Origin of the sequence: Rhodococcus sp. MEB041, from assembly GCF_030208955.1 — a bacterium.
GTDB lineage: Bacteria > Actinomycetota > Actinomycetes > Mycobacteriales > Mycobacteriaceae > Rhodococcoides.
The window spans coordinates 1-21,666 of sequence record NZ_JARVSZ010000008.1; the positions used below are offsets into that span (position 1 = coordinate 1).

Annotated in this window: 21 protein-coding genes and 1 pseudogene; 10 read left to right on the forward strand and 12 right to left on the reverse strand. The window is 65.8% G+C overall.

Features of this window, described 5'->3' with window-relative positions; translation table 11 throughout:
* The 3 genes from QRN16_RS20130 to QRN16_RS20140 form a co-directional block, all read left to right on the forward strand.
* Positions 1-411 (forward strand): epoxide hydrolase family protein (locus QRN16_RS20130; RefSeq protein ID WP_285189450.1); only part of this gene is annotated, 411 nt, incomplete at its 5' end.
* Positions 408-1,082, forward strand: a complete 675-nt coding sequence (locus QRN16_RS20135; protein ID WP_285189452.1) for an alpha/beta hydrolase — start codon at positions 408-410, stop codon at positions 1,080-1,082. The genes QRN16_RS20130 and QRN16_RS20135, both read left to right, overlap by 4 nt.
* A gap of 23 nt (positions 1,083-1,105) precedes the next feature.
* Positions 1,106-1,615, forward strand: a complete 510-nt coding sequence (locus QRN16_RS20140) for a VOC family protein (protein ID WP_285189454.1) — start codon at positions 1,106-1,108, stop codon at positions 1,613-1,615.
* Positions 1,616-1,888: 273 nt separating this feature from the next.
* Here the strand turns inward: QRN16_RS20140 and QRN16_RS20145 are convergent, their stop codons facing one another.
* On the reverse strand, positions 1,889-2,344 hold the full coding sequence (locus QRN16_RS20145; protein WP_285189543.1) for an acyl-CoA-like ligand-binding transcription factor: 456 nt from the start codon (positions 2,342-2,344) through the stop codon (positions 1,889-1,891).
* On the opposite strand from QRN16_RS20145, the pseudogene mftC reads away from it, so the two are divergent.
* The 4 genes and pseudogenes from mftC to mftG form a co-directional block, all read left to right on the forward strand.
* Positions 2,291-3,385, forward strand: a pseudogene (mftC, locus tag QRN16_RS20150) (mycofactocin radical SAM maturase); the annotation flags it as partial. The gene QRN16_RS20145 and the pseudogene mftC sit on opposite strands and share 54 nt — an antisense overlap.
* A 47-nt stretch (positions 3,386-3,432) precedes the next feature.
* Positions 3,433-4,620, forward strand: coding sequence for a pre-mycofactocin synthase MftD (mftD, locus tag QRN16_RS20155; protein ID WP_285189456.1), 1,188 nt, complete (start codon positions 3,433-3,435; stop codon positions 4,618-4,620).
* Between the two features lies 1 nt (position 4,621).
* Positions 4,622-5,299 carry a mycofactocin biosynthesis peptidyl-dipeptidase MftE gene (mftE, locus tag QRN16_RS20160; protein ID WP_285189458.1) on the forward strand — a complete coding sequence of 226 codons (678 nt, stop codon included), beginning with the start codon at positions 4,622-4,624 and terminating at the stop codon, positions 5,297-5,299.
* A 15-nt stretch (positions 5,300-5,314) separates the two neighbouring features.
* Positions 5,315-6,766 (forward strand): mycofactocin dehydrogenase MftG, encoded by a 1,452-nt coding sequence (gene mftG, locus QRN16_RS20165; protein ID WP_285189460.1) that lies wholly within the window; start codon positions 5,315-5,317, stop codon positions 6,764-6,766.
* A 32-nt stretch (positions 6,767-6,798) separates the two neighbouring features.
* Here the strand turns inward: mftG and QRN16_RS20170 are convergent, their stop codons facing one another.
* Together QRN16_RS20170 and QRN16_RS20175 are read right to left on the reverse strand one after the other, a co-directional pair.
* Positions 6,799-7,761 carry an alpha/beta hydrolase gene (locus QRN16_RS20170; RefSeq protein ID WP_285189461.1) on the reverse strand — a complete coding sequence of 321 codons (963 nt, stop codon included), beginning with the start codon at positions 7,759-7,761 and terminating at the stop codon, positions 6,799-6,801.
* A 42-nt stretch (positions 7,762-7,803) separates the two neighbouring features.
* A complete protein-coding gene (locus QRN16_RS20175) occupies positions 7,804-9,009 on the reverse strand; it encodes a serine hydrolase domain-containing protein (RefSeq protein ID WP_285189464.1) in 1,206 nt (401 codons plus the stop codon).
* Positions 9,010-9,179: 170 nt separating this feature from the next.
* On the opposite strand from QRN16_RS20175, the gene QRN16_RS20180 reads away from it, so the two are divergent.
* Positions 9,180-10,178, forward strand: a complete 999-nt coding sequence (locus QRN16_RS20180) for a LacI family DNA-binding transcriptional regulator (RefSeq protein WP_285189466.1) — start codon at positions 9,180-9,182, stop codon at positions 10,176-10,178.
* Between the two features lie 20 nt (positions 10,179-10,198).
* Here the strand turns inward: QRN16_RS20180 and QRN16_RS20185 are convergent, their stop codons facing one another.
* Genes QRN16_RS20185 through QRN16_RS20205 form a run of 5 tightly spaced genes read right to left on the reverse strand, consistent with a single transcriptional unit; the run spans position 10,199 to position 15,485 of the window.
* A complete protein-coding gene (locus QRN16_RS20185) occupies positions 10,199-11,137 on the reverse strand; it encodes a DMT family transporter (protein ID WP_285189468.1) in 939 nt (312 codons plus the stop codon).
* Positions 11,130-12,140: an N-acetylglucosamine kinase gene (locus tag QRN16_RS20190; RefSeq protein ID WP_350310221.1), complete on the reverse strand. Its 1,011-nt coding sequence runs from the start codon at positions 12,138-12,140 to the stop codon at positions 11,130-11,132. Before QRN16_RS20190 ends, QRN16_RS20185 begins: the two co-directional genes overlap by 8 nt.
* On the reverse strand, positions 12,137-13,282 hold the full coding sequence (locus tag QRN16_RS20195) for an SIS domain-containing protein (RefSeq protein WP_285189469.1): 1,146 nt from the start codon (positions 13,280-13,282) through the stop codon (positions 12,137-12,139). Before QRN16_RS20195 ends, QRN16_RS20190 begins: the two co-directional genes overlap by 4 nt.
* Complete coding sequence (locus tag QRN16_RS20200) at positions 13,279-14,607, reverse strand: D-tagatose-bisphosphate aldolase, class II, non-catalytic subunit (protein ID WP_285189471.1); 1,329 nt, start codon at positions 14,605-14,607, stop codon at positions 13,279-13,281. The genes QRN16_RS20195 and QRN16_RS20200 overlap by 4 nt, the downstream gene beginning before the upstream one ends.
* Positions 14,604-15,485 carry a class II fructose-bisphosphate aldolase gene (locus QRN16_RS20205; protein WP_285189473.1) on the reverse strand — a complete coding sequence of 294 codons (882 nt, stop codon included), beginning with the start codon at positions 15,483-15,485 and terminating at the stop codon, positions 14,604-14,606. The genes QRN16_RS20200 and QRN16_RS20205 overlap by 4 nt, the downstream gene beginning before the upstream one ends.
* 167 nt (positions 15,486-15,652) lie before the next feature.
* On the opposite strand from QRN16_RS20205, the gene QRN16_RS20210 reads away from it, so the two are divergent.
* Complete coding sequence (locus QRN16_RS20210) at positions 15,653-16,414, forward strand: DeoR/GlpR family DNA-binding transcription regulator (RefSeq protein WP_285189475.1); 762 nt, start codon at positions 15,653-15,655, stop codon at positions 16,412-16,414.
* Here the strand turns inward: QRN16_RS20210 and QRN16_RS20215 are convergent.
* Genes QRN16_RS20215 through mhpA form a run of 3 tightly spaced genes read right to left on the reverse strand, consistent with a single transcriptional unit; the run spans position 16,392 to position 19,384 of the window.
* On the reverse strand, positions 16,392-17,009 hold the full coding sequence (locus tag QRN16_RS20215; RefSeq protein ID WP_285189477.1) for a TetR/AcrR family transcriptional regulator: 618 nt from the start codon (positions 17,007-17,009) through the stop codon (positions 16,392-16,394). The genes QRN16_RS20210 and QRN16_RS20215 overlap by 23 nt on opposite strands.
* A gap of 51 nt (positions 17,010-17,060) precedes the next feature.
* Positions 17,061-17,750 (reverse strand): DAPG hydrolase family protein, encoded by a 690-nt coding sequence (locus QRN16_RS20220; protein WP_285189479.1) that lies wholly within the window; start codon positions 17,748-17,750, stop codon positions 17,061-17,063.
* Positions 17,747-19,384, reverse strand: a complete 1,638-nt coding sequence (mhpA, locus tag QRN16_RS20225) for a bifunctional 3-(3-hydroxy-phenyl)propionate/3-hydroxycinnamic acid hydroxylase MhpA (RefSeq protein ID WP_285189482.1) — start codon at positions 19,382-19,384, stop codon at positions 17,747-17,749. Before mhpA ends, QRN16_RS20220 begins: the two co-directional genes overlap by 4 nt.
* A 265-nt stretch (positions 19,385-19,649) precedes the next feature.
* Between mhpA and QRN16_RS20230 the strand changes: the two genes are divergently transcribed.
* Positions 19,650-20,921 carry an MFS transporter gene (locus QRN16_RS20230; RefSeq protein ID WP_285189485.1) on the forward strand — a complete coding sequence of 424 codons (1,272 nt, stop codon included), beginning with the start codon at positions 19,650-19,652 and terminating at the stop codon, positions 20,919-20,921.
* A gap of 3 nt (positions 20,922-20,924) precedes the next feature.
* On the opposite strand, the gene QRN16_RS20235 is transcribed toward QRN16_RS20230, so the two are convergent.
* A complete protein-coding gene (locus QRN16_RS20235; RefSeq protein WP_285189487.1) occupies positions 20,925-21,662 on the reverse strand; it encodes an IclR family transcriptional regulator in 738 nt (245 codons plus the stop codon).
* Positions 21,663-21,666: the final 4 nt, after the last annotated feature.

Here is a 21,666-nt window from a genome sequence, read left to right on the forward strand (position 1 = left end):
GCCGGTGTGCCGGTGTGCCGGTGTGCCGGTGTGCCGGTGTGCCGGTGTGCCGGTGTGCCGGTGCACTATCTAAGGCATCTCGCCGGCCCGTGGCGAATCGACTACGACTGGCGGGCCCGCGAAGCGCGCCTGAACGCGTTCCCGCAGTTCACCACCAGCATCGACGGCACACGCATCCACTTCGTCCACGTCCGATCCCCGCACCCCGGTGCCCTGCCGCTGATCCTCACGCACGGGTGGCCCGGGTCGGTGTTCGAGTTCCTCGACATCATCGACACGCTCACCGATCCGGCCGACCCTGCCGACACTTTCGACGCTTTCGACGTCGTCGTTCCCTCACTGCCCGGGTTCACCCTCTCGGCCCCACACGCGAACCGTGGGACACCGACCGCATCGCAGCAGCGTGGGTGAGCTTGATGACCGAGCTGGGGTACGAGAAGTTCGCGGTGCAGGGCGGCGACATCGGCGCCGCCGTCTTCCCCGCGGTCGCACGGCACACACCCGACCGGGTGGTGGGCGTGCACATCAACGGCTCGCAGACCTTCAGGGCTCCGGAGTCCGTCGACGACGACACACTGAGCGCACTGACGGATCTCGAACGGAATCGGCTGGCCCGGGTCGGGGAGTTCATGCGCACCGAGTACGGCTACATCGCGATGCAGTCGACGCGCCCGCAGACCCTCGCGTACGGGTTGACCGACTCCCCTGTGGGGCAGCTGGCGTGGATGGTGGACAAGTTCGCGGCGTGGACCTGGCCGATCGACGCACTGCCGGAGGACGTGCTGGGTGCCGATCGGGTGCTCGATCACGTGTCGCTGTACTGGTTCACCGGCACCGCCGGCACCAGCGCCTACACCGGGTACGCCACCTCGGCGTGGGGACCGGCCCCGGAGCCGTCCGGTGTCCCCACCGGATTCCTGCAACTCGCACACGACATCGGCATCCGGCGGTTCTCGGAACACGAGCACGACGTGCAGCGGTGGACAGACGTCGACCACGGTGGACATTTCGCCGCAATGGAGGAACCGGAGATCCTCGTCCGGGAGCTCCGCACCTTCTTCCGCGGTCGCCGACGGACGTAGCGAAAGGCTATCGTCCGGCTGCGGTGGTTCCGGGCTTCCACTCGGTGATGCGCCAGGCGGTTGTGCAGGGCGCAGGGGGTCTTGCCGAAAGACCCCGACCCGGCGATACCGTGCAGGGGGACAAGCGGTTCGCCATTGACCGGGTGGTCGATCACCCGAGGATGCGAACACCTCTCGATCTGTTGTTGCCGTGTGTAGCATCCGTGGCCATGCGGATCGTCCGCCAGGTCGTCGTGTTCGACGCAGCCAACCTCCACGCCGAAAGCGCGTTCTGGGCGGGGGTGCTCGACGGACGTGTTCTCGAGAACGAACGGTGGCACACCGTGATCGATTCTGCCGGGCAGTGGCGCATCGGAGTGCAACTGGCACCGGGCCACGTTCCACCGGGCTGGCCGAACGGTTCGCCGCAGCAGGTCCACCTCGACCTCCACGTCGAGGACCCGCGGGTTGCCCACCGGCACGTGTGTCGGTCCTCGGCGCACGGTTACTGCGGGCCGCTCCCGACCTGGAAGCAGGCGAAGGGTTCCTGCTGATACATCCACCGCCGTCCGCCTGAGCCCACCTCCGTCTGTCGCAACGTGTGACTCTCTCGTGCCACCGGAAATCCCATGCGTCGCTCTCACTGCATCTGTATCACGCTGCCTGACAGTCCATCTCGTTGAGCGATGGTTCACCGGGTGGGGCCCTTGCCTCGCTCGTAGACGCAATTAGGATTCAGGCACGCGACGCAAGCCGTGGTACAGCGGTTCGGAAGCCCGTCGCAACAAGGCCGACAATGCGGCTCCATCGTCGGCAAGCCACTGTTCTTACGCGGAAATCGCCACGCCGAGCGCTAGCCAGCCGGCGGTCCGTGGATAGAGGTCGTTCGGACCGAGACCCTCACGAGTGGCCACGAAACCCGCGATGACGGCCCGCCATCCCTGGTACATGACCATCGAGTACGCCTGCAGGGCGGGCACCTCGAAGATCAGTCGCATTCTGACCCGGTGCACGTCGCGTTCCTCGTCAGGAAACGAGTTGAACTGCAACAGCGCAGCCATCACCGCATCGGGCACTGACATGGAGTCAGGCATCTCGTCGAGCAGACGCTGCAGAACGTGAAGCCCGGCGTCGAAGTCTCCCCAGGGCACGGCGTTCTTGGAGGCGAAGTAGCGGAAGAAGGTGCGGCGAGCGATGTCTGCTGCCTCCGCGATGTCGTCGATGCTGGTCGCGTCTCCACCGAGCAGTGCAAATCCATCATCGACGAACTGCAGAAGATGCAGGTCTTCTACGTCAACATCGGCGGCGGCGAACCCACCGTCAGATCCGACTTCTGGGAACTCGTCGACTACGCCACCGCCCACCAGGTGGGCGTCAAGTTCTCCACCAACGGCGTCAAGATCGACGAGAAGGTCGCCGCCCGACTCGCCGCCTCCGACTACGTCGACGTGCAGATCTCCATCGACGGCGCCACCGCCGAGGTCAACGACGCCGTCCGCGGCCCCGGCTCGTTCGACATGGCCGTCCGCGCCCTGAAGAACCTGAAGGACGCCGGGTTCCGCGACGCGAAGATCTCCGTCGTCGTCACCCGCCACAACGTCTCCCAGCTCGACGAGTTCAAGGCCCTTGCCGACGCCTACGACGCCACCTTGCGCATCACCCGCCTGCGTCCGTCCGGTCGCGGCGCGGACGTGTGGGACGACCTGCACCCCACCGCCGGACAGCAGCGCGAACTCTACGACTGGCTCGTCGCCAACGGCGACGGAGTGCTCACCGGCGATTCGTTCTTTCACCTCTCCGCCTTCGGCGACGCCCTGCCGGGGCTCAACCTTTGCGGCGCAGGACGAGTGGTGTGCCTGATCGACCCGATCGGCGATGTCTACGCCTGCCCCTTCGCCATCCACGAACAGTTCCTCGCCGGCAACATCGTCCGCGGCGCCACCTCCGATATGGGCGGCTTCCAAGCCGTTTGGCAGACCTCGGAACTGTTCCAGGAACTACGGTCCCCGCAGACGTCGGGCGCGTGCACCAAGTGCGCGCACTTCGACGCCTGCCGCGGCGGATGCATGGCCGCGAAGTTCTTCACCGGGCTCCCCATGGACGGCCCCGACCCCGAATGTGTGCAGGGCTACGGCGAATCCGCCCTCGCCGCCGACCGCGGCGCCGTCCCGAAGTCGAGCGTCGACCACTCCCGCACCGGGAAGCGGTCCATCCCGAAGGCGTCGGTGCCGTTGACGCTGCTCACCCGCCGGGACGGCGCGCCTGCCACCCTCTGTGACGAGAATCCTCTCGCGGGTATGACATTCGGTGGGGGTGTCCAGTGAAACTCCGCGACATCCAAGCCCACAACCCGTGGGCGAGAAACCCGTGGATGGAGACCGTCGCCGAGATGCAGCGACGAGCGAAGAAGCGTCTCCCCCCGTCGGTGTACTCGGCGCTGATAGCCGGCTCCGAACGCGGCAGCACCTACGACGACAACATGGCAGCGTTCGGCGAACTCGGTTTCGCACCCCGGGTCGCCGGTCACGCGCATGTGCGTGACCAGTCGACGACGGTGATGGGACAACACATCTCGATGCCGGTGATCATTTCCCCCACCGGCGTGCAGGCGGTGGATCCCGAAGGTGAAATCGCCGTCGCCCGCGCCGCCGCCGCCCGCGGCACCATCATGGGGCTGTCCTCATTCGCCTCCAAGTCGGTCGAGGACGTCGCCGCCGTCAACTCGCAGACGTTGTTCCAGGTCTACTGGCTCGGTACCCGCGAGGAGATGGTCGCCCGCATGGAACGGGCGAAAGCCGCAGGCGCAGTGGGAATCATCCTCACGCTCGACTGGTCGTTCTCCTACGGCCGCGACTGGGGTAGCCCCGCCATCCCGGAGACGATGAACCTCACCGCCATGGCCAAGTTCGCCCCCGAGGGCCTCATTCGCCCGGTGTGGCTCTACAAGTTCGCCAAGTCGGGCCGCATTCCGGACCTGACGACGCCGAACATCCTGCCCGCCGGCGCACCGCAGCCGCCGACGTTCTTCGGTGCCTACGGCATGTGGCAGCGCACCCCGCCGCCGTCCTGGGAGGACATCGCCTGGCTCCGTGCGCAGTGGGCCGGCCCGTTCATGCTCAAGGGCATCTCCCGCGTCGACGACGCCCGCCGCGCCGTCGACGCCGGCTTTTCCGCCATCTCCGTCTCCAACCACGGCGGCAACAACCTCGATGGCACCCCCGCCACGATCCGCATGCTGCCTGCCGTCGCCGAGGCTGTCGGCGATCAGATCGAAGTGCTCCTCGACGGCGGGATCCGCCGCGGCAGCGACGTCGTCAAAGCTGTAGCCCTCGGCGCCCGTTCGGTCATGATCGGCCGCGCTTACCTGTGGGGTCTCGCCGCGAACGGTCAGGCCGGCGTGGAGAACGTCTTCGACATCCTGCGGATGGGAATCGACAGCGCGCTGCTCGGCATGGGCAAGAGTTCGATCACCGAACTGCGCCCCGATGACATCGTTGTGCCCGACGGCTTCGTCAGAGCGTTGGGAGCTACCGGCGATCAGGCTGTGCGCGCCCGCTGACATGGCTGATCTCGGGTCCGTGCCGTGGCCGAACGTCGACGGCGGGTTGGTGGTCGTGCCGGTGGGGTCGGTGGAGCAACACGGACCCCACCTACCGTTGACCACGGACACCATGATCGCTGAGGAGGTGGCTTCCGCTATGTCCGATGCGTGGATCGCCCCCGCACTTGCCTACGGGGCGAGCGGAGAACACGAGGGCTTCCCCGGCACCGTCTCGCTCGGCCGCACAGCTCTGAGCACGGTCATCGTCGAGTACGGCCGCTCGATCTGCCGGTGGGCCGACCGGGTGATCTTCGTGAACGGCCACGGTGGTAACGGATCCGCCTTGGCCGACGCGGTTACGCTCCTGCGCTACGAGGGCCGTGACGTGGCCTGGTTTCCGTGCTGGGTCCCCGGCGGTGATGCCCACGCCGGACGTACCGAAACGTCGTTGATGCTGCACATCGCACCCGATCAGGTCGACATCGAGGCTGCGGTCGTCGGCAACACTGATCCCATCTCCACACTCATGGAGCGACTGTCGACCTCCGGCGTCGCGAGCGTGTCCCCGTCCGGCGTACTCGGAGACCCCAGCGGCGCGACACCGGCCGAGGGCGCCGACCTGCTCGCAGGACTCGGACAACGCCTCGTCTCGGCTGTCCGACGATGGACACCCGACGACCGCGGAATCCTCCGGTGACGGCGAGACCACCCCGTGGTTGACGTGATCATCGTCGGCGGCGGCAGCGCAGGCTGCGTCGCCGCGGCGACGTTCGCGCGGGCGGGGGCCTCGGTGATGGTCATCGAGGTCGGCCCCGTCTTCCTGCCTGCAGCCGGCCACGACTCGCGGCCACCCGACCTGACGGACGTTCGGCGCATGCCTATCGGCCCCGAGTCGCCGTACACCGATCCGATCTCGGCGCGGACGACGGGAGATCGACATGTCGTCGCAACGCGTGGACGTGTGCTCGGTGGATCCGGTGCCGTCAACGGGGCCTACTTCGTGCGCGCACCCCTCTCCGACTTCGATACCTGGCCGCAAGACCTGTGGGATCGAAAGACCGTCGCCCGGTACTACAACCGCATCGAGGCCGACCACGACTTCGGAGACGCCGATCATCACGGCTCGACCGGTCCGGTACCGGTGACACGTTCGATCAGTGCGCCCATCGCACAGGCATTCCTCCATTCAGGTGTGGCATCAGGGCACCGACACCTCGGCGACCTCAACGCACCCACGGTGGGCGACGGTATAGGCGCGGTCCCGTCGAACGTGCGTGATGGGCAGAGGATCTCGATGGCCGAGGCCTACCTCTCGCCCGTTGCCGACAGGATCACCGTTCGGGGACGCTCGCAGGTGGCGCGCCTCCTGTTCGACGGCGACAGGGTCATCGGGGTCACCGGCCGCGACGACGACGGCCCCTTCGTCGTCCACGCCGACCGGGTGGTGCTCGCTGCCGGAGCAGTCCGCACGCCGAACCTCCTGATGCACTCCGGGATCGGTCATGCCGACACCCTTCGACGAGTGGGTATACCGGTCGTGCAGCATCTCCCGGGAGTCGGGGCCGGCATGGCAGACCACCCCGAGATCACGATCACCTACCTGCCGAGAACCGCACCCGACGGCTCCGACCGCGGGACACCTCTGCAGGTCGTACTGCACTCCGGTCCGATCGAGATCCGCCCGTACACATCGTCGTTCGACCATCTGATTCCCGGGCTACCGCCGATGTTGCCGGCCATCGGCGTCGCGCACATGACACCCGACGCGCGAGGGACAGTCGACGTGACGTCCGACGATCCGTTCTCGGTGCCGAATGTCGATCACCGCTATCTGGATACTGCTGCGGACCGCGAAGCTCTGCGAGGTGGAATCGCCCTGGCGACCGACATTCTGGCAGCGTCGACAGTGGCGTCGGACATCACGGATCCCATGGTCGGCCCGAAGGTGTCCCCGGGCGGATCACTGCACACGATGTGCAGTGCGCGTATGGGTGCGGACGACGATGTGCTCGCGGTCGTCGGTTCGACAGGGCGGGTGAGAGGCACTCGCGGGCTGTCCGTCGTCGATGCCTCGATGTTCCCGGCGCCGGTCTCGCGCGGACCCCACGCCACCGTGGTGATGGCAGCACAACGTGCGGCGGATCTGCAGATCAACGGTGACTGAGCACCACGCCTACCAGGCCGGGAACGAGACGATCAGTCGACGGTTGCACCGACCGTATCGTGAACGTGCTTCAGGGTCGCCACCGCTTCCGCTCGCCATGCCCGCGCCGACTCCATCACCTTCGTGAATGCCGACGAAATGTGGATGTGCCCCGCCTGCAGGGAGAATGACGCATCCACCCCGTCCTCGACCAGCCGTCGGGCGTACCGCTCACCGTCATCACGCACCGGGTCGTATTCCGAGGACATGATGTGCACCGGCGGTAGACCGGCAAGGCTGGCCGCTTTCAGCGGGGACACGTATGGGTCGGATGCGACGCTGGGATCGGGCAGGTAATAGGACGCGATCCGGCGGAAAGCGTCCTCTGTGAGCCCGTAACCCTGTCCGTACTCGGTGACGGACGCGGATCCGAAGGTGAGGTCCAGCGCCGGCACCTCGAGCAACTGGAACGCGATGGAAGGCCCGTTCTCGTCCCGTGCGCGCAGGGCGACGGCCGCAGCGAGATTTGCCCCGGCCGATCCACCGCCGATGGTCACTGCGTCCGGTCGGACACCGAGGTCGCCGCTGTGTTCTGCGATCCACGTGAGTGTCGCGTACGCATCGTCGAAACCGGTGGGATACGGGTGCTCGGGTGCCTTGCGGTACTCGGCGGTGACAACCACGCATGCCGCTCCGACGCACCGTTCTCTCGCAACGATGTCCACGGCCGCCGAGTCGATGGTGCCGCCGATCCACCCGCCTCCGTGCAGATACAGGTGAACCGGATGCGGCCCGTCGCCGAAGGGCTCGTAGATGCGGACTTTGATGCTACCGCCGTCGACAGGGACGAAGTCTTCACGTACGTCCGCGACCTCGGGGCCGGGTTCCGCGACCTGCTGGGCGAGGACGTCACCGGCCGCCTTCTCCGTTGCGCGCAACTCCTCGAAGTCGTCGATATGGTCGGGGAACGGCGGCAGCTGGGAGAGCAGCGGAGCAAGGAAGGGATCGACGGGCATGGAGGTCCTCCTCGGTCGGAACGGGCGCCCGGTCGGCGGCCGTCATCGCGTGATGCAAGTACGAAGCTGATCGACGATTCGATCGGCGCGAGTGTCGGGCCCCGCCCCCATCACACTGGGGAGGAAGGCGAAACCCACACGATGATCGTCGTCGGCGAAACACAGTCCGCCCGCGGCGCCATCGTGCCCGAAGCTTTTCTCGGACAGCATGGGCCGTGCGTCGCTGGACAGCATGAAACCTGTTCCCCATCGATGGAACGGACCGGAATCCGGCCCGATGACGGGCGCGCCGTCACTGGCGCACTCGCGGGAGTCGCGCAGCGTCGACGGGCTCAGGATCGGAGGGATCGGGGTGCCCGACAGAGCAGCCGTCTCGGACACCAAGGCGGCATGGAGTTTCGCCAGGCTTCGTGCGGTCGCCATCGCGTTGCCGGCCGGCAATTCCGCCGCCCACAATTGCGGGTCGTTCCAGTCGGTTTCCGTGATCAGCCCGACGACCGGGATACGAACGGCGCCGCCGAGAGTGAGGGCTTGCAGAACTCGGTCGTCCGCCCGCAGGTAGTCGAGAACCGGATCATGCAGCGCCGGGATGTAATCCGCGGGAGACGGCGGCAGAACCGTAGCCACTCGGCTGTGGTGGACAGGGGGGAGGCCGATCCACAAGTCGAGATCGAGCAGTGCGCAGAGGTGCTCACGCAAGATCGTGCCGAGGGTCTCCCCCGTCGCACGCCTGACGACTTCACCGATCAATGCGCCGACAGTGAGTGCGTGGTAGCCGTGACCGGTGCCGGGCTCCCACAACGGCTTCTGCCTCTCGAGCGCAACGGCCAGCGGACCACCATCGCACACGTCGGCGAACGACAGGGCCGCGTCGACCAAGGGGAGGCCGGCACGGTGCGACAACACCTCTCGAATGGTGATGTTCAGTTTCCCGCTGTCGGCGAACTCCGGCCAGTAGTGCGCGAGCGGGGTATCGAGCTCGAGAATCCCTTGTTCGACGAGCGTGAGCACGACAATTGTGGTGACGCTCTTGGAGCAGGAGAACGGTACGGCGAGCGTGTCCCGGCGCCACGGTCGTCCTGTCATCGCGTCGGCCATGCCACCCCAGACATCGACGACCGGTGCACCATCGACAAATATCGCCAACGATGCGCCACCGTACGGGAACGAGGTCAACTGTTCCTCGAATTCCGCGACGACCGGTGCGAACCGTTCGTCATGCGTACCGGAGGCGGTCGGCGGGAACACGGTGCCTGTGCGCCGACGCATCGATCCGCCTTTCCATGAGTCGAGGTGATGTCGCTGTCACCGGAACTGAACGTTTTCTTCAAGTTACACGTGTAACTACTCCGTGTGAAGCTTTCGGACAAAATCCTCCGCCCGCGTACGGTGTCGCTGAGGAGAAACGAGGATCATCGATGTCCGAAAGAACCACGAGCGCAGACGTGGCGACGGCAGCAGGTGTGTCACGCGCGACGGTCAGCTACGTGCTGAACAATCGGGTGGACAAGCAGATCTCGGAAAGCACGCGCCGCAAGGTGCTGGACGCAGCACTGCAACTCGACTACAACCCCTCCCCCGCTGCCCGCGCACTGAGAAGAGGAACCGGCGATATCGTGGTCGCTCTGGTTCCGCACACGTGGGACACCAGTGAGCCCATCGCACGGCTGCTCGCCGGCGTCGGTACCGCATTGTCTGCAGAAGGCCTGGCGTTCCTGCGTCATCCGGTCGGTGACCACCCGGGTCATGTCCGCGATCTCCTGCGGTCGGTCACCGCAGCGTGCGTCGTCACCTTCCAGCGACTCTCCACTGTCGATCAGGCGTCGTTGGAGACGCTGGGCGTGCGGGAGATCAGAGCATGGGTTCTGCAGTCCGCCTCGACCCGCGACGCACTCGGCATCGGCCAGCTCGACATGGTGCGCACCCAGGTGCAGCACGTGATCGACATCGGCTGCGAGAAACTCGTCTACGTCGCCGACCGGGCATCGGAGGACGACGACTTCGTTCGCGCGCGCCGACACGCTTTCGACTCACTGACCCGGGAATCGGACCACGCGACAACGTCGTATCTCACCGACGATGCGGAGGCTGACCTCCGCATCGTCGAGTCGTGGACCGATTCCGGTCGGACTGTTGGTGTGTGCGCCTTCTCGGACGTGGTAGCAGGTCGGGTGCTTCATCTTGCTCGCAACGCGAATGTTTCCGTTCCGCGCCAGCTTGCGGTGATCGGGGTCGACGATGCACCGTTCTCCCCGTACCTGGTCCCTCCACTGTCCACCGTCGGATACGACCTGACCCGCGAGGCCCGCCGTATCGCTACCGACGTACTCCACTCATTGGGGCGCGAGGTGGAGGGACAGTCCGAGGGCGACCGCGAGACGGTCTCACTGATACGCCGAGCGAGCACGACACTGTGACCGACCGGGCGAACACGCGGTCAGGACGCGGCGTGCGCACTCTGCACTGCAGGGGTGGGAGCCATGCCGCGCTTCTCGTCGCTGTAGACCATCAACGTCGACCCGATCAGCGCCAGGGCGATACCCAGTGCGCCGTACAGCGTGGGCACGGTCTGGTAGACCACGAGCGACACCACGATGGTCAGAGCGGGCGCCAGCGCATTGGTGGTGGGCGCGACCACGGTGGCCTTGCCGCGAGTGAACGCCATCACGAGGAACAACGCGCCGACAGCATTCAAGATCTGGGTCCCTGCGGTCAACACTGGTGCCTGCCAGGGGAACTCGGTCGGTATACCGCCCATGGAGTAGACGGCGAAGGGAATGAGAACGAGGGCACTGATCGCCATCCACCCGAAGGTGGTGGCCGCGCCGACCCCGATCGTCGCGGTCTTGCGCATGAAGTAGGCCTGCACTCCCCACGCCACACAGATCAGGACTGCCAGCAGCAACCACGGCCCGGTCGAATCGTCCGCAGCCGCACCGGTGACGCTGAACAGGACGATCGCGGCGAGAGCAGCGATCAGACCGACCACGGCGAGACGTGAGATCCGCTCTCGCAGAAGCACCATGGCCATGATGACCGTGATCGCAGGCGAGATCGACACGATCGGGAAGATCAGGTAGGCCGGCCCCATGGTGAGGGCTTGGAAGAGAAGCAGCTGGCCACCGGCGCCGGTGAGCCCGATGAGCAGACCGTAACCGGTCGCTGCGCGTCGCCGGTCGAATGTCGCTCCACGCAGCGCGAATACAGCGGGAATGATCATGGTGAGTGCCCAGATGCAGTAGATCATGCGATCGGGATAGCCGTACCTGGTGGCGGGTAGCGCCGAGAACGCCCCCCATACGCCCCAGAAGAGAATCAGCAGAGCTGCATAGAAGATCCAGCTGCGGGTGCGGGGGGCTACGAGTGTGTCACTCATGGGTCTCTACCTCATCTGTCGATGTGTGGGTACTGCGGAGGCGCTGGAGCGCCGTGGTGCTGAACGGGGTGCCGGCGTCCTTGGCGGCATAGACGGCTGCCCCGAGTGCGGGGTCCAGCAGGGGAACTCGAAGGTCGTACTCGGCCGGCAGTTCTCCCAATGCCGCGCGAAAAGACGTCAGGTAACCGACGTCGGTGAACATTCCACCCGAATAGGACACGGGAACGACCTCGTCGTCGCTGAAGCCGAGGAGAGAGCGGGTGGTCTCGATCAAGGTCGCGAGCTCGCGGACCGCACTGGACACGACACCCAGCGCTTCCGAATCACCCTGCCGCGCAGCTTCACACACAGTTGTCGCCAGTGCGGCAATTCGACTGCGGTCGCCACCCCACGTACCGATGACGAGGCCCACCGCGTCGAGATCCGACGAGAGACCCAGCCTCTCCACGAGCAGACCGTGCAGCGGACCGCGTGGGGTGCGACCGTCACTCATTCTGCTGAAGACGTTCAGACCGCGGGTGGCGATCCAGTACGCCGATCCCTCGTCGCCGAACAGTTCACCCCAGCCGCCGACACGGTGCCCGGCCCCGAGGCGTTCGCCGTAGGTCATGGACCCGGTGCCGCTGATGACGTTGATGCCGTCTTCGCCTGCCAGCGAACCCGCCCACCCGCACACCATGTCGTTGTCGCATCGGTAGCGGTCATGTCCCAGAATGCGTGCCGGCATCGCGTCGAGTTCGGCGACGTCCCCGCTCGCCTCCCCGTAGCCGGGGAGCCCGAAGAAGGCCGCGTCGATCTGCTCCGGTGTGATTCCGGCCGCAACGCAGACCTGTGAGACACCCTCTGCCAAAACACGTTTCATCACATCGGAACTGGAATTGAAATAGTAGGAACTACCGGATGTGATGCGCGCGGACACCACGCCGTGAGAGTCGACCAACGCGAAGGCCGTCTTCGAACCGCCGCCGTCGACACCGAGAAAGTGAGCCGTAGTCGACATCATCGCCGCACCGTGTCGTACATCGGGTGGATGGTGACGCCCTCGACCACTCGGTTGACCTCACCGGAGGGGAACGGGTTGTCCGGCGTCTTACCCCTGTCGATGGAGGTGAAGAGCGCCAGGTACTGCGCATAGACGAGGTAGGCCAGGGCCACCGAGGAGTCGTTCAGATCCGCCAGACCGGGAAGCACGACGGCGTCGTCGAGAGGCTCGGCACTGATCACCGTGACACTCTCCGACCCGAGCTGGGCGCGGAGCTCGGCGATGATATCGAGATCGTATCGACGAGTGTGCGCATCGGTGGAGACGAAGACCAGGACGAGAGTCTCGGAGTCGAGCACGGCTTTCGGGCCGTGACGGAAGCCCAGTGGTGAGTCGAAGTATGTGGATACCTCGCCCGCGGTCAGTTCCAGCAACTTGAGCGCCGATTCTCGAGCGAGGCCCTCCAGTCCACCGGCACCGAGGTACACGAACGTGCTGTTCCTGGTTCGTGCACGATCGCGGATGTCCGACTGCATCTCGATGATGTGCTCGACGGCTCGAGAGAGAGCCTCGACGTCCTGACGCGACATGCCACCCAGCAGCAGCAGGCACGACAGCATCATCGACGTGAGGCTGGACGTCATCGCGAATCCGGTGTCGTTGGTGCGCTCCGGCATCAGCAGAACCACGGAGTCGGTTCGATCCGCGTGCGTCCGAGCCAGCTGCCCGTCGCGGTCGCAGGTCAGGACGAGATGCCATACCTCCCTGACGATCTCATCGGCCAGCTCGGTCGTCGCCACGCTCTCGGGACTGTTGCCCGACCGCGCGAACGACACCAGGAGCGTCGGAGTGTCGGGCTCCAGGTGATCGAGCGGGCTTGCGACGATGCTGGTCGTGGGAATTGCCTCGACGCGTCGGCCGAGATGGCGTCGAAGAGCAGGAGCGACGACCTCGCCGGCGAAGGCGCTGCTGCCGGCGCCGGTCAGGATGACGCGCAGATCCGAGCGCGCGGTCAGGTCGCGAAGGAACTCGTCGGCGCGCGCATCCCAGCCTCCGGCGACTTCACGCCACACCTCGGGCTGCTGACCGATCTCGAGAATTGTTGCGCCGCCGTCCTCCTGAGCGGGTACAGCGATCGAGGCGGGTCGGGTTCTGTCGGTCATGTCTGGGCTCCGTCGGAGTAGTGGACGGCACTGGTGCCGCAAGCTCGGGCATAAGGGCGCATGGCGTCGCGAACGCGGTCCGCGACGAGGGCATCAGGGCGAGGGTCCAGCAGGCCCGCACGCACCCGCGCGTACTGGTCCGGCATGAAGGCACTGATGAGCGGCAACGGAATTCCGATGCGATCGAGGTTGTCGAGCAACGTCTTTCGAGCTGCGTCGATCTCGGGATCGGGCCAGTAGTACCGCAGACGGTCGCTGTAACTGTAGCGTCGCGCAGTGCGCTGGGCCGTCGAATCGCCGTGATAGTAGGACTGCCAGTGACCGGGTTCGGCCAGCATCCGGCGTTCGACGACCTCGATGAGAGCGGACTGGGACGGAACCGCCACCAGTTCCTTCTCGATCCGGGCCAGAGCGAAGAGCGCCTCCCGCATCGCGAACGTCAGACCGGGGCCGACCTTCAGGATCGCCCAGTGATCCTCCACGAGTTCGCGGAGCCGATCGGGTCTCTGGTAATCGGTGGAGTGCGCCTCGAAGACCAGATGTTGCTCGTCGTCGAGAACGGCGCGTAAGTCGACAGTGGCGGTGCGGTCGTAGTCGAAGACGTTGACGTGGTCGAACTCGACGCCGGGCTGCACCACGAGCGCGATGACTCTGAGCCACACGGCATCCAGTCCCGCTGCCGCGAACGCGGCCCTGTGAGCGGCGATCGTGGCTCCGGCTCGGTCAGCGGGGGTCGGCGTCAGCGCGTCGAGAGTCTCGTGGGCACCCCCGGGTACCGGAACCTCGGTGCCGATCACGTATGCGGGCCGGACACCGCCCGCACGCTCCGCCGCATCTTCGGCGATACGCAGCAGCCGAGCAGTTCGGCCGGCGACGACATCGTCGCTCAGGGTGGGTGGGTCGTCGGCGCAGGACATGCTGCAGTCCAGATGGATCTTCGTGTACCCCGCCTCGACGTACGCCGCGATCAGCACGTCGGCTTCGGCCATCGCCACCTCGGCCGGTCGGTCCTGCCACCTGTTGGGCCCGAGGTGGTCGCCACCGAGAATGACGCGGTCGCGGGGGAACGCCTCGTCGTCGGCGATGCCGAGTACGAGTGACCGGAAATCGGCGGGTCGCATACCGGTGTAGCCGCCGTACTGGTCCACCTGGTTGGACGTGGCTTCGATCAGCACGTGGCTGCCGTCCTCCGCGGCCTGCTCGATCGCCGCTCGCACGATGGTGGGGTGCGCTGAGCACACCGAGTAGATGCCGACTGCTTCCCCGGCCTTGTGCCGGGCGATCAGGTCGGCCAGTGGGCTGTCTGCGAGAGTGCCGGTGGTCATCGGCCGCTCACCGCCCGAACAAAGTCGATCGATAGGCAGAAATGAGCGACCGTGTCGCTCACCGCTGCTCGTCCGGCCGAGAGATACGTTCGCGGATCGAGTGCAGACGGTTCCGCTCGCATCGCACCCCGAACTGCGGCGGTGAACGATAGATTCAGTGCCGTTCCGACGTTGACCTTACGAATGCCCGCGTCGACCGCCGACCGGATCATGTCGTCGGGGACGCCCGACGATCCGTGCAACACGAGCGGCACCGATACCCGGCCGGAGATTCGGGAAAGAAGGTCGATGTCGAGTCGGGCTGTGCGACTAGACATCGCGTGAGAACTGCCGACCGCCACCGCGAGAGCATCGACACCGGTTGCGGCGACGAAGGCCGCGGCGTCGTCCGGGTCGGTCCGCGCACCTGGTGCATGTGCGTCCAGCACGGTGCCGTCCTTTCCGCCGATCTCGCCGAGTTCGGCTTCGACCCACAGGCCGGCAGCATGTGCGTCACGTGTGAGCGATGTGGTGCGCGAGATGTTGTCGCCGTAGTCCAGGTGCGCAGCGTCCACCATGATCGATGTGGCGCCGAGGCCGGCCGCAGTTGCGATCGCCTCCTCGATCAGGTCGATGCTTCGGAAGTGATCGAGGTGAATCGCGATGGCGGCCGTCGAGTGAGAGGCGATCTGCGCGCACGCGGCGACGAGCGGGGCGAAGCGACCGCCGTGGAACAGCGCCGTGTTCTCGCTGATCTGCAGCAAGGCCGACGATCCGGCACTCTCGATGCCGTCGACCACGCCTTCCGCGTGTTCGAGGGAGATCACGTTGAACGCCGGGACCGCCGTCCCGTGGGACGCCGCCGAGTCGACGAGCGCTCTCGTCGTCGTGAGCGTCACGACGTCGTCTGTCGTGTCGGGTGTGATGTGGATTGCATTCGACGAGTATGGAAACGTCAGGTGGAGCGCGCAATATGGATCGGCGAAACGATCAATAAAACTGAGCGAATCGAGAGAGAGTGGAAGCGACGACGATGTCGACGAATAGAACGGACCGGATGCGGACGATGCTTTCGACGCTCCGAGACCAGGGCGAGGTCACGTCCCAGCAGTTGTGCGAACAGCTGGGAGTGTCACCCGCAACGCTGCGCAGAGACCTGAGCGAACTCGAAGGACAGGGTCTGTTGCAGCGCACTCACGGCGGTGCTCGCGCGCTCGATCCGAGTGGGAGCGACATTCCGGTGCGGCTGCGCGACCACCGGACTATCGCTGCGAAGCGGCGGATCGCGCAGCGCGCAGCGGCCCTGATTCCGGCGGGTCCGCAGTCGGTGGCACTGACCGGCGGAATCACCACTCAGGAGGTCGCTCGCTCACTCAAGGGCAGACCGAACATGACCATCGTGACCAACTCGCTCACCATTGCGGCCGACTGCGTCGTCGACACGCACATGAAGGTCTTCATGACTGGTGGACTGGTACGCGCGAACTCCCTCGAAGCAGTAGGGCCCATGTCCGAGTACGCCTTTCAGGTCATCACGGTCGGCACCGCTGTCCTCGGCGCCGACGGTATGTCTGCCGACGTCGGTGCCACGACGTACGACGAGGCCGAGGCACGTACCGCGATTGCCATGGCCGCCAACGCGCAGCGCGTGATCGTGGCGGTCGACGGCTCCAAGATCGGCAAGGTCACGCTCGCGAGGATGACGGCGTTGGATCGGCTCGACCACCTCGTCACCGACTCGACCGCTGACCCGTCACAGCTCGAACGGATCGCCGAGCAGGGTGTTCACGTGCATGTCGTCGAGGTCACCTCCGGCGGCGCCCGGTGAATGTCAAGAGCAGATGGACGGCGCGCGATACTTCTTCGTCGAACCCACTGCCATCGGAGTGATTCAACAGACGGTCGGAGATCAACCCTTCGATCAATGCAACCACCGTCGAAGCGAGCAGACGAATGTCCGTCGGTGGTAGCGCCGGTTGCTCCGTTGCAATGAGCTCTTCGACCGATCGGAGGAACGACGTGCGTTGCCTGGCAAACGTTTCGGCCAGCTCCGGTAGGCCTCGTGCCTCGAGTTGTAGTTCCATGCGGGCGAGTTGCCGCATTCGCCCTCGCCCCGAAGTCCAGTCCTTCACCACCTCCGCGATGACGGTGTGCAGCTGTACGGCAACCGCTTCGCCGCCCGCGCGTTGTCCGAGTTCCGCGAGCGCTGCGTGATCCAACTCGGCCAATCTCCGTGCGGCGGCCGCAAGAAGAGCCGCACGTGTCCGGAAGTACGCGCTCGTGGAGCCTTCGGGCATCGTCAGCCTGCGGTCCACGGCCCGGTGCGTCACCCGCCGCGACGCCGGTTCCGCCAAGAGTTCGATGACCGCGTCGGCGATCGCAACGCGGCGAGTGGACGGCGTCGACGAGTTCTGGGTCGTCATGGCTGAACCCTAGGCCATGGCGGTCGTCCATTCTCCGGGCTCCGAGAACACTTACCAGGGAGCGACAGGCGGGTGGTCGTCGCGGTGCTCGGCGGCATGCAGCCCCGGCAGGATGCGGGAGAGGAACGTGAATTCGTTGTACGCGTGTTGCAGCAGCGCTACGGCCGTGTCCGTGGGAACTTCTCGCTCGACCTCGACGGGTGTCAGCCCTGTTGCGGGGAGGTCGGTGCCGAGATAGAAGTGGCTGCGCAGCGCAAGCCCCCAGGGGGTGTCTCGTCCCATGTGCATCAGGCGGCCCCCGAGCACCTCGCCGTCCGCTGTGCGCGGCGGGGTGTGCCCGTTGCCGATTCGGCCGGTGACAGCGCAGCTGATGTCCGAGTTCTCGCGGGCATGTCGATACAGGTGCGGTGCGAAGAACTCGGTGGGATCGCGAAACTGAATGGTCAATTCGGTTGCTGCTATCCCGGTCAGCTTCTCGACGACGATATGCTCACTGCCGACGTGGGTGTCGGCTGCCAGGTTTCCCGCCCACGTACTCGAGATGTGGTCGATCGGGTGCCACCAGATGTACTTCTGGGTATCGCAGCGCCACCGGAACCACCATTCGAGCATCTCACCGGTACACCCGTGCATGTCGGTTCGAGTAGCGATGTGCAGCGACCCGTCGTCGAGCCGCTCGTATCCCATTTCCAGGGGCAACGGGGTGGGGGCCAGCAACTGGTCTGCGTCAGCAAGATTCATGATTCCTTCGTTCTTACGTAGGCGGAGCTGGTCGACTCGTTCTGCTGAACAGCGCTGGCAGATCGGCCACCGACCTTGGACAGGAATTCAGTGATCAGGTGGCTGGTCTCCTCGGCCGCGCTCGATCCGTACAGATGGAAGTCGGGGCGGACGAGAACGGTGTCCGCGCCTAGTTCGTCGAGCCATCGACGGTAGGTGCCATCGACGTCATCGATGACCGAGCCGGCGACGGCGGAACCCGACAACGCCACCGACGTGATTCCCAGATCCAGTAGCGACGCACGCGCATCAGCCGTGATGGTCGCAAGTGTGTCGGCGGTGCGTGTGATCACCGCGCCTGGCCCGTCGAAAGCATCGTCGAAGAGCACGATGTCGCGGCCGTCGGTCACCCGCACCCGGCCCTGGCGGGCGAGTGCGCCGCCGAATGGACCGGTGTGCACACCGTCACCGAGACCCGGACGCGGAGGAGCCGGTGGCTTCATGCCGGCTTTCCATTCGGACAGCATCCGCTGGTCACGGGCATGGGCCTCGGCGGGGTCGGTGATACAGATGACCTGTCCGAGTGACGTGGAGAACTTCACGAAGGCCACTGCGTGGTGGATGCGTTCGGCCCCGTAGGTGTCGATCAAACTGTCGTCGGCGTGCCCACGCATGACCGCACCGAGTTTCCAGGACAGGTTCATCACGTCCCTGGCCCCTGCCCCGAGGCCTTGACCGGCGAAGGGAGGCATCAGATGTGCGGCGTCACCGGCGAGGACGACACGGCCGCGCCGCCATTCGGTAGCCCAACACGACTGGAAGGTGTACACCGAATGGCGTTCCAGTTCCGCGTTGTCGGGAGAAAGGCCGTAGGGCGCGAGCAGTTCCCATGCCTTCTCCGTGCGGTCGAGGTCCGTCGTGGACTCGTGGGGCAGTCGCATGAACTCCCAGCGTCGGCGGCCGGGGCCGCCGGGGACCATGGTCGAGGGGCGCCGGCTGTCGCAACTCTGCGCAGCGATGTGCGGAAACTTCAGTCCTGGACGTAATTTCACGTCGACGACGAGCCAGTCGAAGAAGTAGCCGTCGTCGTGCCATTCGATGTCGGCCAGGTTCCGGATCGTGCTGTTGGCCCCGTCGGCTCCGATGACCCACTCGGCAGTTACCGACATCTCCTCCCCGACCGAGGTGTGCATACCGACCGTCGCGTCTTCGGCGCCGTGCGACAGCGAGACTGCTTCCCAGCCTCGCATCACACGGACGTTCTCCAACCCGTCGACGATCTCGTCCAGGGCGTCCTCGAGTGCCGGCTGGTGGAAGAAATACGTGTTGTACCAGTCGGATTCACCCCTTCCACTCCAGTCGACCTCCACCAGCGTCCGACCGTCGCGGTCACGCCAGGAGTACATGTCGTCATAGGGCTCGGTGATGTGCGGGATGGTGTCGGGGGCGAGGCCGACCGACTGCAGGATGCGAGCGAAGTCGGAACAGTGCGTGACTGCTCGTGGCAGCGGGTAGGCGGCCGCGTTGCGGTCGACGACCACCACGTCGAGTCCTTGCTGTCCCAGCTTGATGGCGAGCAACTTCCCCACCGGCCCGAAACCGACTATCAGCACGTCGGATGTCGTCCCGGGCAACGATGCGTGACTGGTGTTCATGGCAGATCCGTTCTGGCCGAGGCTTTCTGATCAGGACGTGCAGCGCTCGTACGACGATGCGGGGTGATGTGGGCCGAGTCACCTCCCGCGTCCCGCTTTCAGGGACAGCAAACGGTCGGATCGCGTGATCGCAACCCCACCCGACGACCTCGATGGTGGTGCCGGTCACACCGGTGTCCCGGATTCTGCGACGTGAGGGTTATCCACATCACATTCGCACTGCACGATGGCCGGCACCAGCCCGAAACCACCTGGAGGAACTCTCATGCCAGTGACCACTTCGCCGCAGGCCGCGGAAACCCGATCCCACCCCGCGGTCATAGCCCTGTGCATGTTCATCACCGTCATCGAAGGCTTCAACCTGATCATGTACGGGTCGGTGGTCCCGCTGCTGCTCGACGACACCTCGCTGGGTCTGTCCGATCGAGAAGCCGGCCTCGTCGGCGGCCTGGTGTACGTCGGCGCGATCTTGGGGTCGGTGGCCGCACCGTGGCTGGCCGACCGCGTCGGCCGCAAGAAGGTTCTGCTCTTCGCCATCGGGTTGTTCGCTCTGGGCGGGATCCTGACCGGTTCGGCGGTCAGCGCACCGATGCTGGCACTCGCCCGGTTCATCACCGGATTCGGAATCGGCGGATCGCTGACTACCGCCATGACCACGGCACGCAACAGCTCGGCATCGAAGCACGCATCTCGTGTGGTGACCATCACCATGGCCGGTATCCCGCTCGGGGGCGTCGTGGCCGCGCTATTGGCCATTCCCGTCCTGCCGGCACTGGGTTGGCGACCCATGTTCTTCATCGGAACGGCGACGGCGCTGACCATCATGGCCGTCGTGGCGTGCATGACTCTGCCCACCGACACTCCCCAGGAACTGGCCGGTCGACTGTGGTCTACGCGCCGCAAGCTCGGTGTCATGTTCGCCGGTCGCGGCCTGGCTGCCACGCTCGTCATCGCGGGTTGCGCCATCGCGAACATGATTGCCTGGCAGGGACTCAACGTATGGAGCACCCAGGCGATGGTCGATCTCGGGTACTCCCTCGACGTGGCACTGTCGATCGCTTTCTCCCTCACCGGCGCTGCAGTCCTCGGATCGTTCGTCACCGCGTGGGCCGCCGACCGTCGCAGCTCCGCGCTGATCGCCATCGCCACCAGTTCCTGCACGTTGGTGGGGCTGGTCGGCATGGTCGTGGTGCCGCTGTCTCTCCCCACCACCGTCGCGTGTGCGGCGTTGATGGGTATCGGTGGCCACTCGACGATGAACCTGGTCCACACCACCACCGCTGACATCTTCCCGCTTCCGGCACGAGCCACCGCACTCGGATGGTCCAACGGCACGTCCTTCGTCGGCGCGTTCCTCGGGCCGGTGCTCGGAGGTGGCGCGATCGCCGCCGGTGGTGCGCGAGGCTTGTTCTCGACGTTCGCCGCGGCGGCCGGTATCTGCCTCGTCGCAGTGATCGGCCTGTACGTCACCGACCGCGCCCTGCGCGTGAGTGCCGATACCCTCCCCGATCAGGCGACGCCCGCATTGGCTGCGTGAATCTCAGCGGCGAGTCGAGAGGCTCGACGGGTCGATGCTCGGGTTCATCCGCTGCAGACCTTCGATCGCGCGCTCGCGCTTACTCGCGAAACGTGCGGTCGGCATGACCACGCTCACTGCCTGTAGCGCACCGGTCGGACCCACGAATCCGGTTGCGACGGCACAGATTCCGACGTCGTGTTCCTCGAGGTCGATGGCAACGTGCGACCTGCGGATCTCCTCGAGACGATCTCTGACGTCGACGATGTCGGTGAGGGTGTTGATGGTGAACCGTGCCAGAGGGCTCTTCAGAAGTTCGGTGACCTGAGAATCGGGTAGTTGCGCCAACAAGGCCATCCCGATGCAGCTGGCGTGCAACGAGAACGACTTGCCGACTTTGGTGACCCCTCGCACCCGGTCCGGGGAAGCCAGTTGGTCGACGACGACGAGTTCGCGGCCGTTGAACACCGCGAGCTCGACGTTCTCGTTGACCTCCCGGGCCAGGGCAGCCAGCTGAGGTCGGTTGCCACCCAGCAGTCGCATGTGCGCGTTCATGCCGAACTTCAGCAGTCCCGGGCCCAGCGCATAACCGTGCCTCTCCGGCACCCGGACGATGAACAACTCGATCTCGAGTACCCTGACGATGCGATGCACGGTCGACCTCGGCAGCCCTGTTCGGGCGGCCAGTTCCGTCAGCGTCAGCGGCCTGCGTCCTTCGGCGATCGCGTCGAGGATTACCGACGCACGACCGATGTTGGCCAACGGT

Excerpts from the sequence above, each read along its gene's own strand:
- mftD (WP_285189456.1), top strand. The coding sequence starts at position 3,433 with ATGGAGACCGTCGCCGAGATGCAGCGACGAGCGAAGAAGCGTCTCCCC.
- mftE (WP_285189458.1), top strand. The coding sequence starts at position 4,622 with ATGGCTGATCTCGGGTCCGTGCCGTGGCCGAACGTCGACGGCGGGTTG.
- QRN16_RS20170 (WP_285189461.1), bottom strand. The coding sequence starts at position 7,761 with ATGCCCGTCGATCCCTTCCTTGCTCCGCTGCTCTCCCAGCTGCCGCCG.
- QRN16_RS20180 (WP_285189466.1), top strand. The coding sequence starts at position 9,180 with ATGTCCGAAAGAACCACGAGCGCAGACGTGGCGACGGCAGCAGGTGTG.
- QRN16_RS20185 (WP_285189468.1), bottom strand. The coding sequence starts at position 11,137 with ATGAGTGACACACTCGTAGCCCCCCGCACCCGCAGCTGGATCTTCTAT.
- QRN16_RS20190 (WP_350310221.1), bottom strand. The coding sequence starts at position 12,140 with ATGATGTCGACTACGGCTCACTTTCTCGGTGTCGACGGCGGCGGTTCG.
- QRN16_RS20195 (WP_285189469.1), bottom strand. The coding sequence starts at position 13,282 with ATGACCGACAGAACCCGACCCGCCTCGATCGCTGTACCCGCTCAGGAG.
- QRN16_RS20200 (WP_285189471.1), bottom strand. The coding sequence starts at position 14,607 with ATGACCACCGGCACTCTCGCAGACAGCCCACTGGCCGACCTGATCGCC.
- QRN16_RS20210 (WP_285189475.1), top strand. The coding sequence starts at position 15,653 with ATGCTTTCGACGCTCCGAGACCAGGGCGAGGTCACGTCCCAGCAGTTG.
- QRN16_RS20215 (WP_285189477.1), bottom strand. The coding sequence starts at position 17,009 with ATGACGACCCAGAACTCGTCGACGCCGTCCACTCGCCGCGTTGCGATC.
- QRN16_RS20220 (WP_285189479.1), bottom strand. The coding sequence starts at position 17,750 with ATGAATCTTGCTGACGCAGACCAGTTGCTGGCCCCCACCCCGTTGCCC.
- mhpA (WP_285189482.1), bottom strand. The coding sequence starts at position 19,384 with ATGAACACCAGTCACGCATCGTTGCCCGGGACGACATCCGACGTGCTG.
- QRN16_RS20230 (WP_285189485.1), top strand. The coding sequence starts at position 19,650 with ATGCCAGTGACCACTTCGCCGCAGGCCGCGGAAACCCGATCCCACCCC.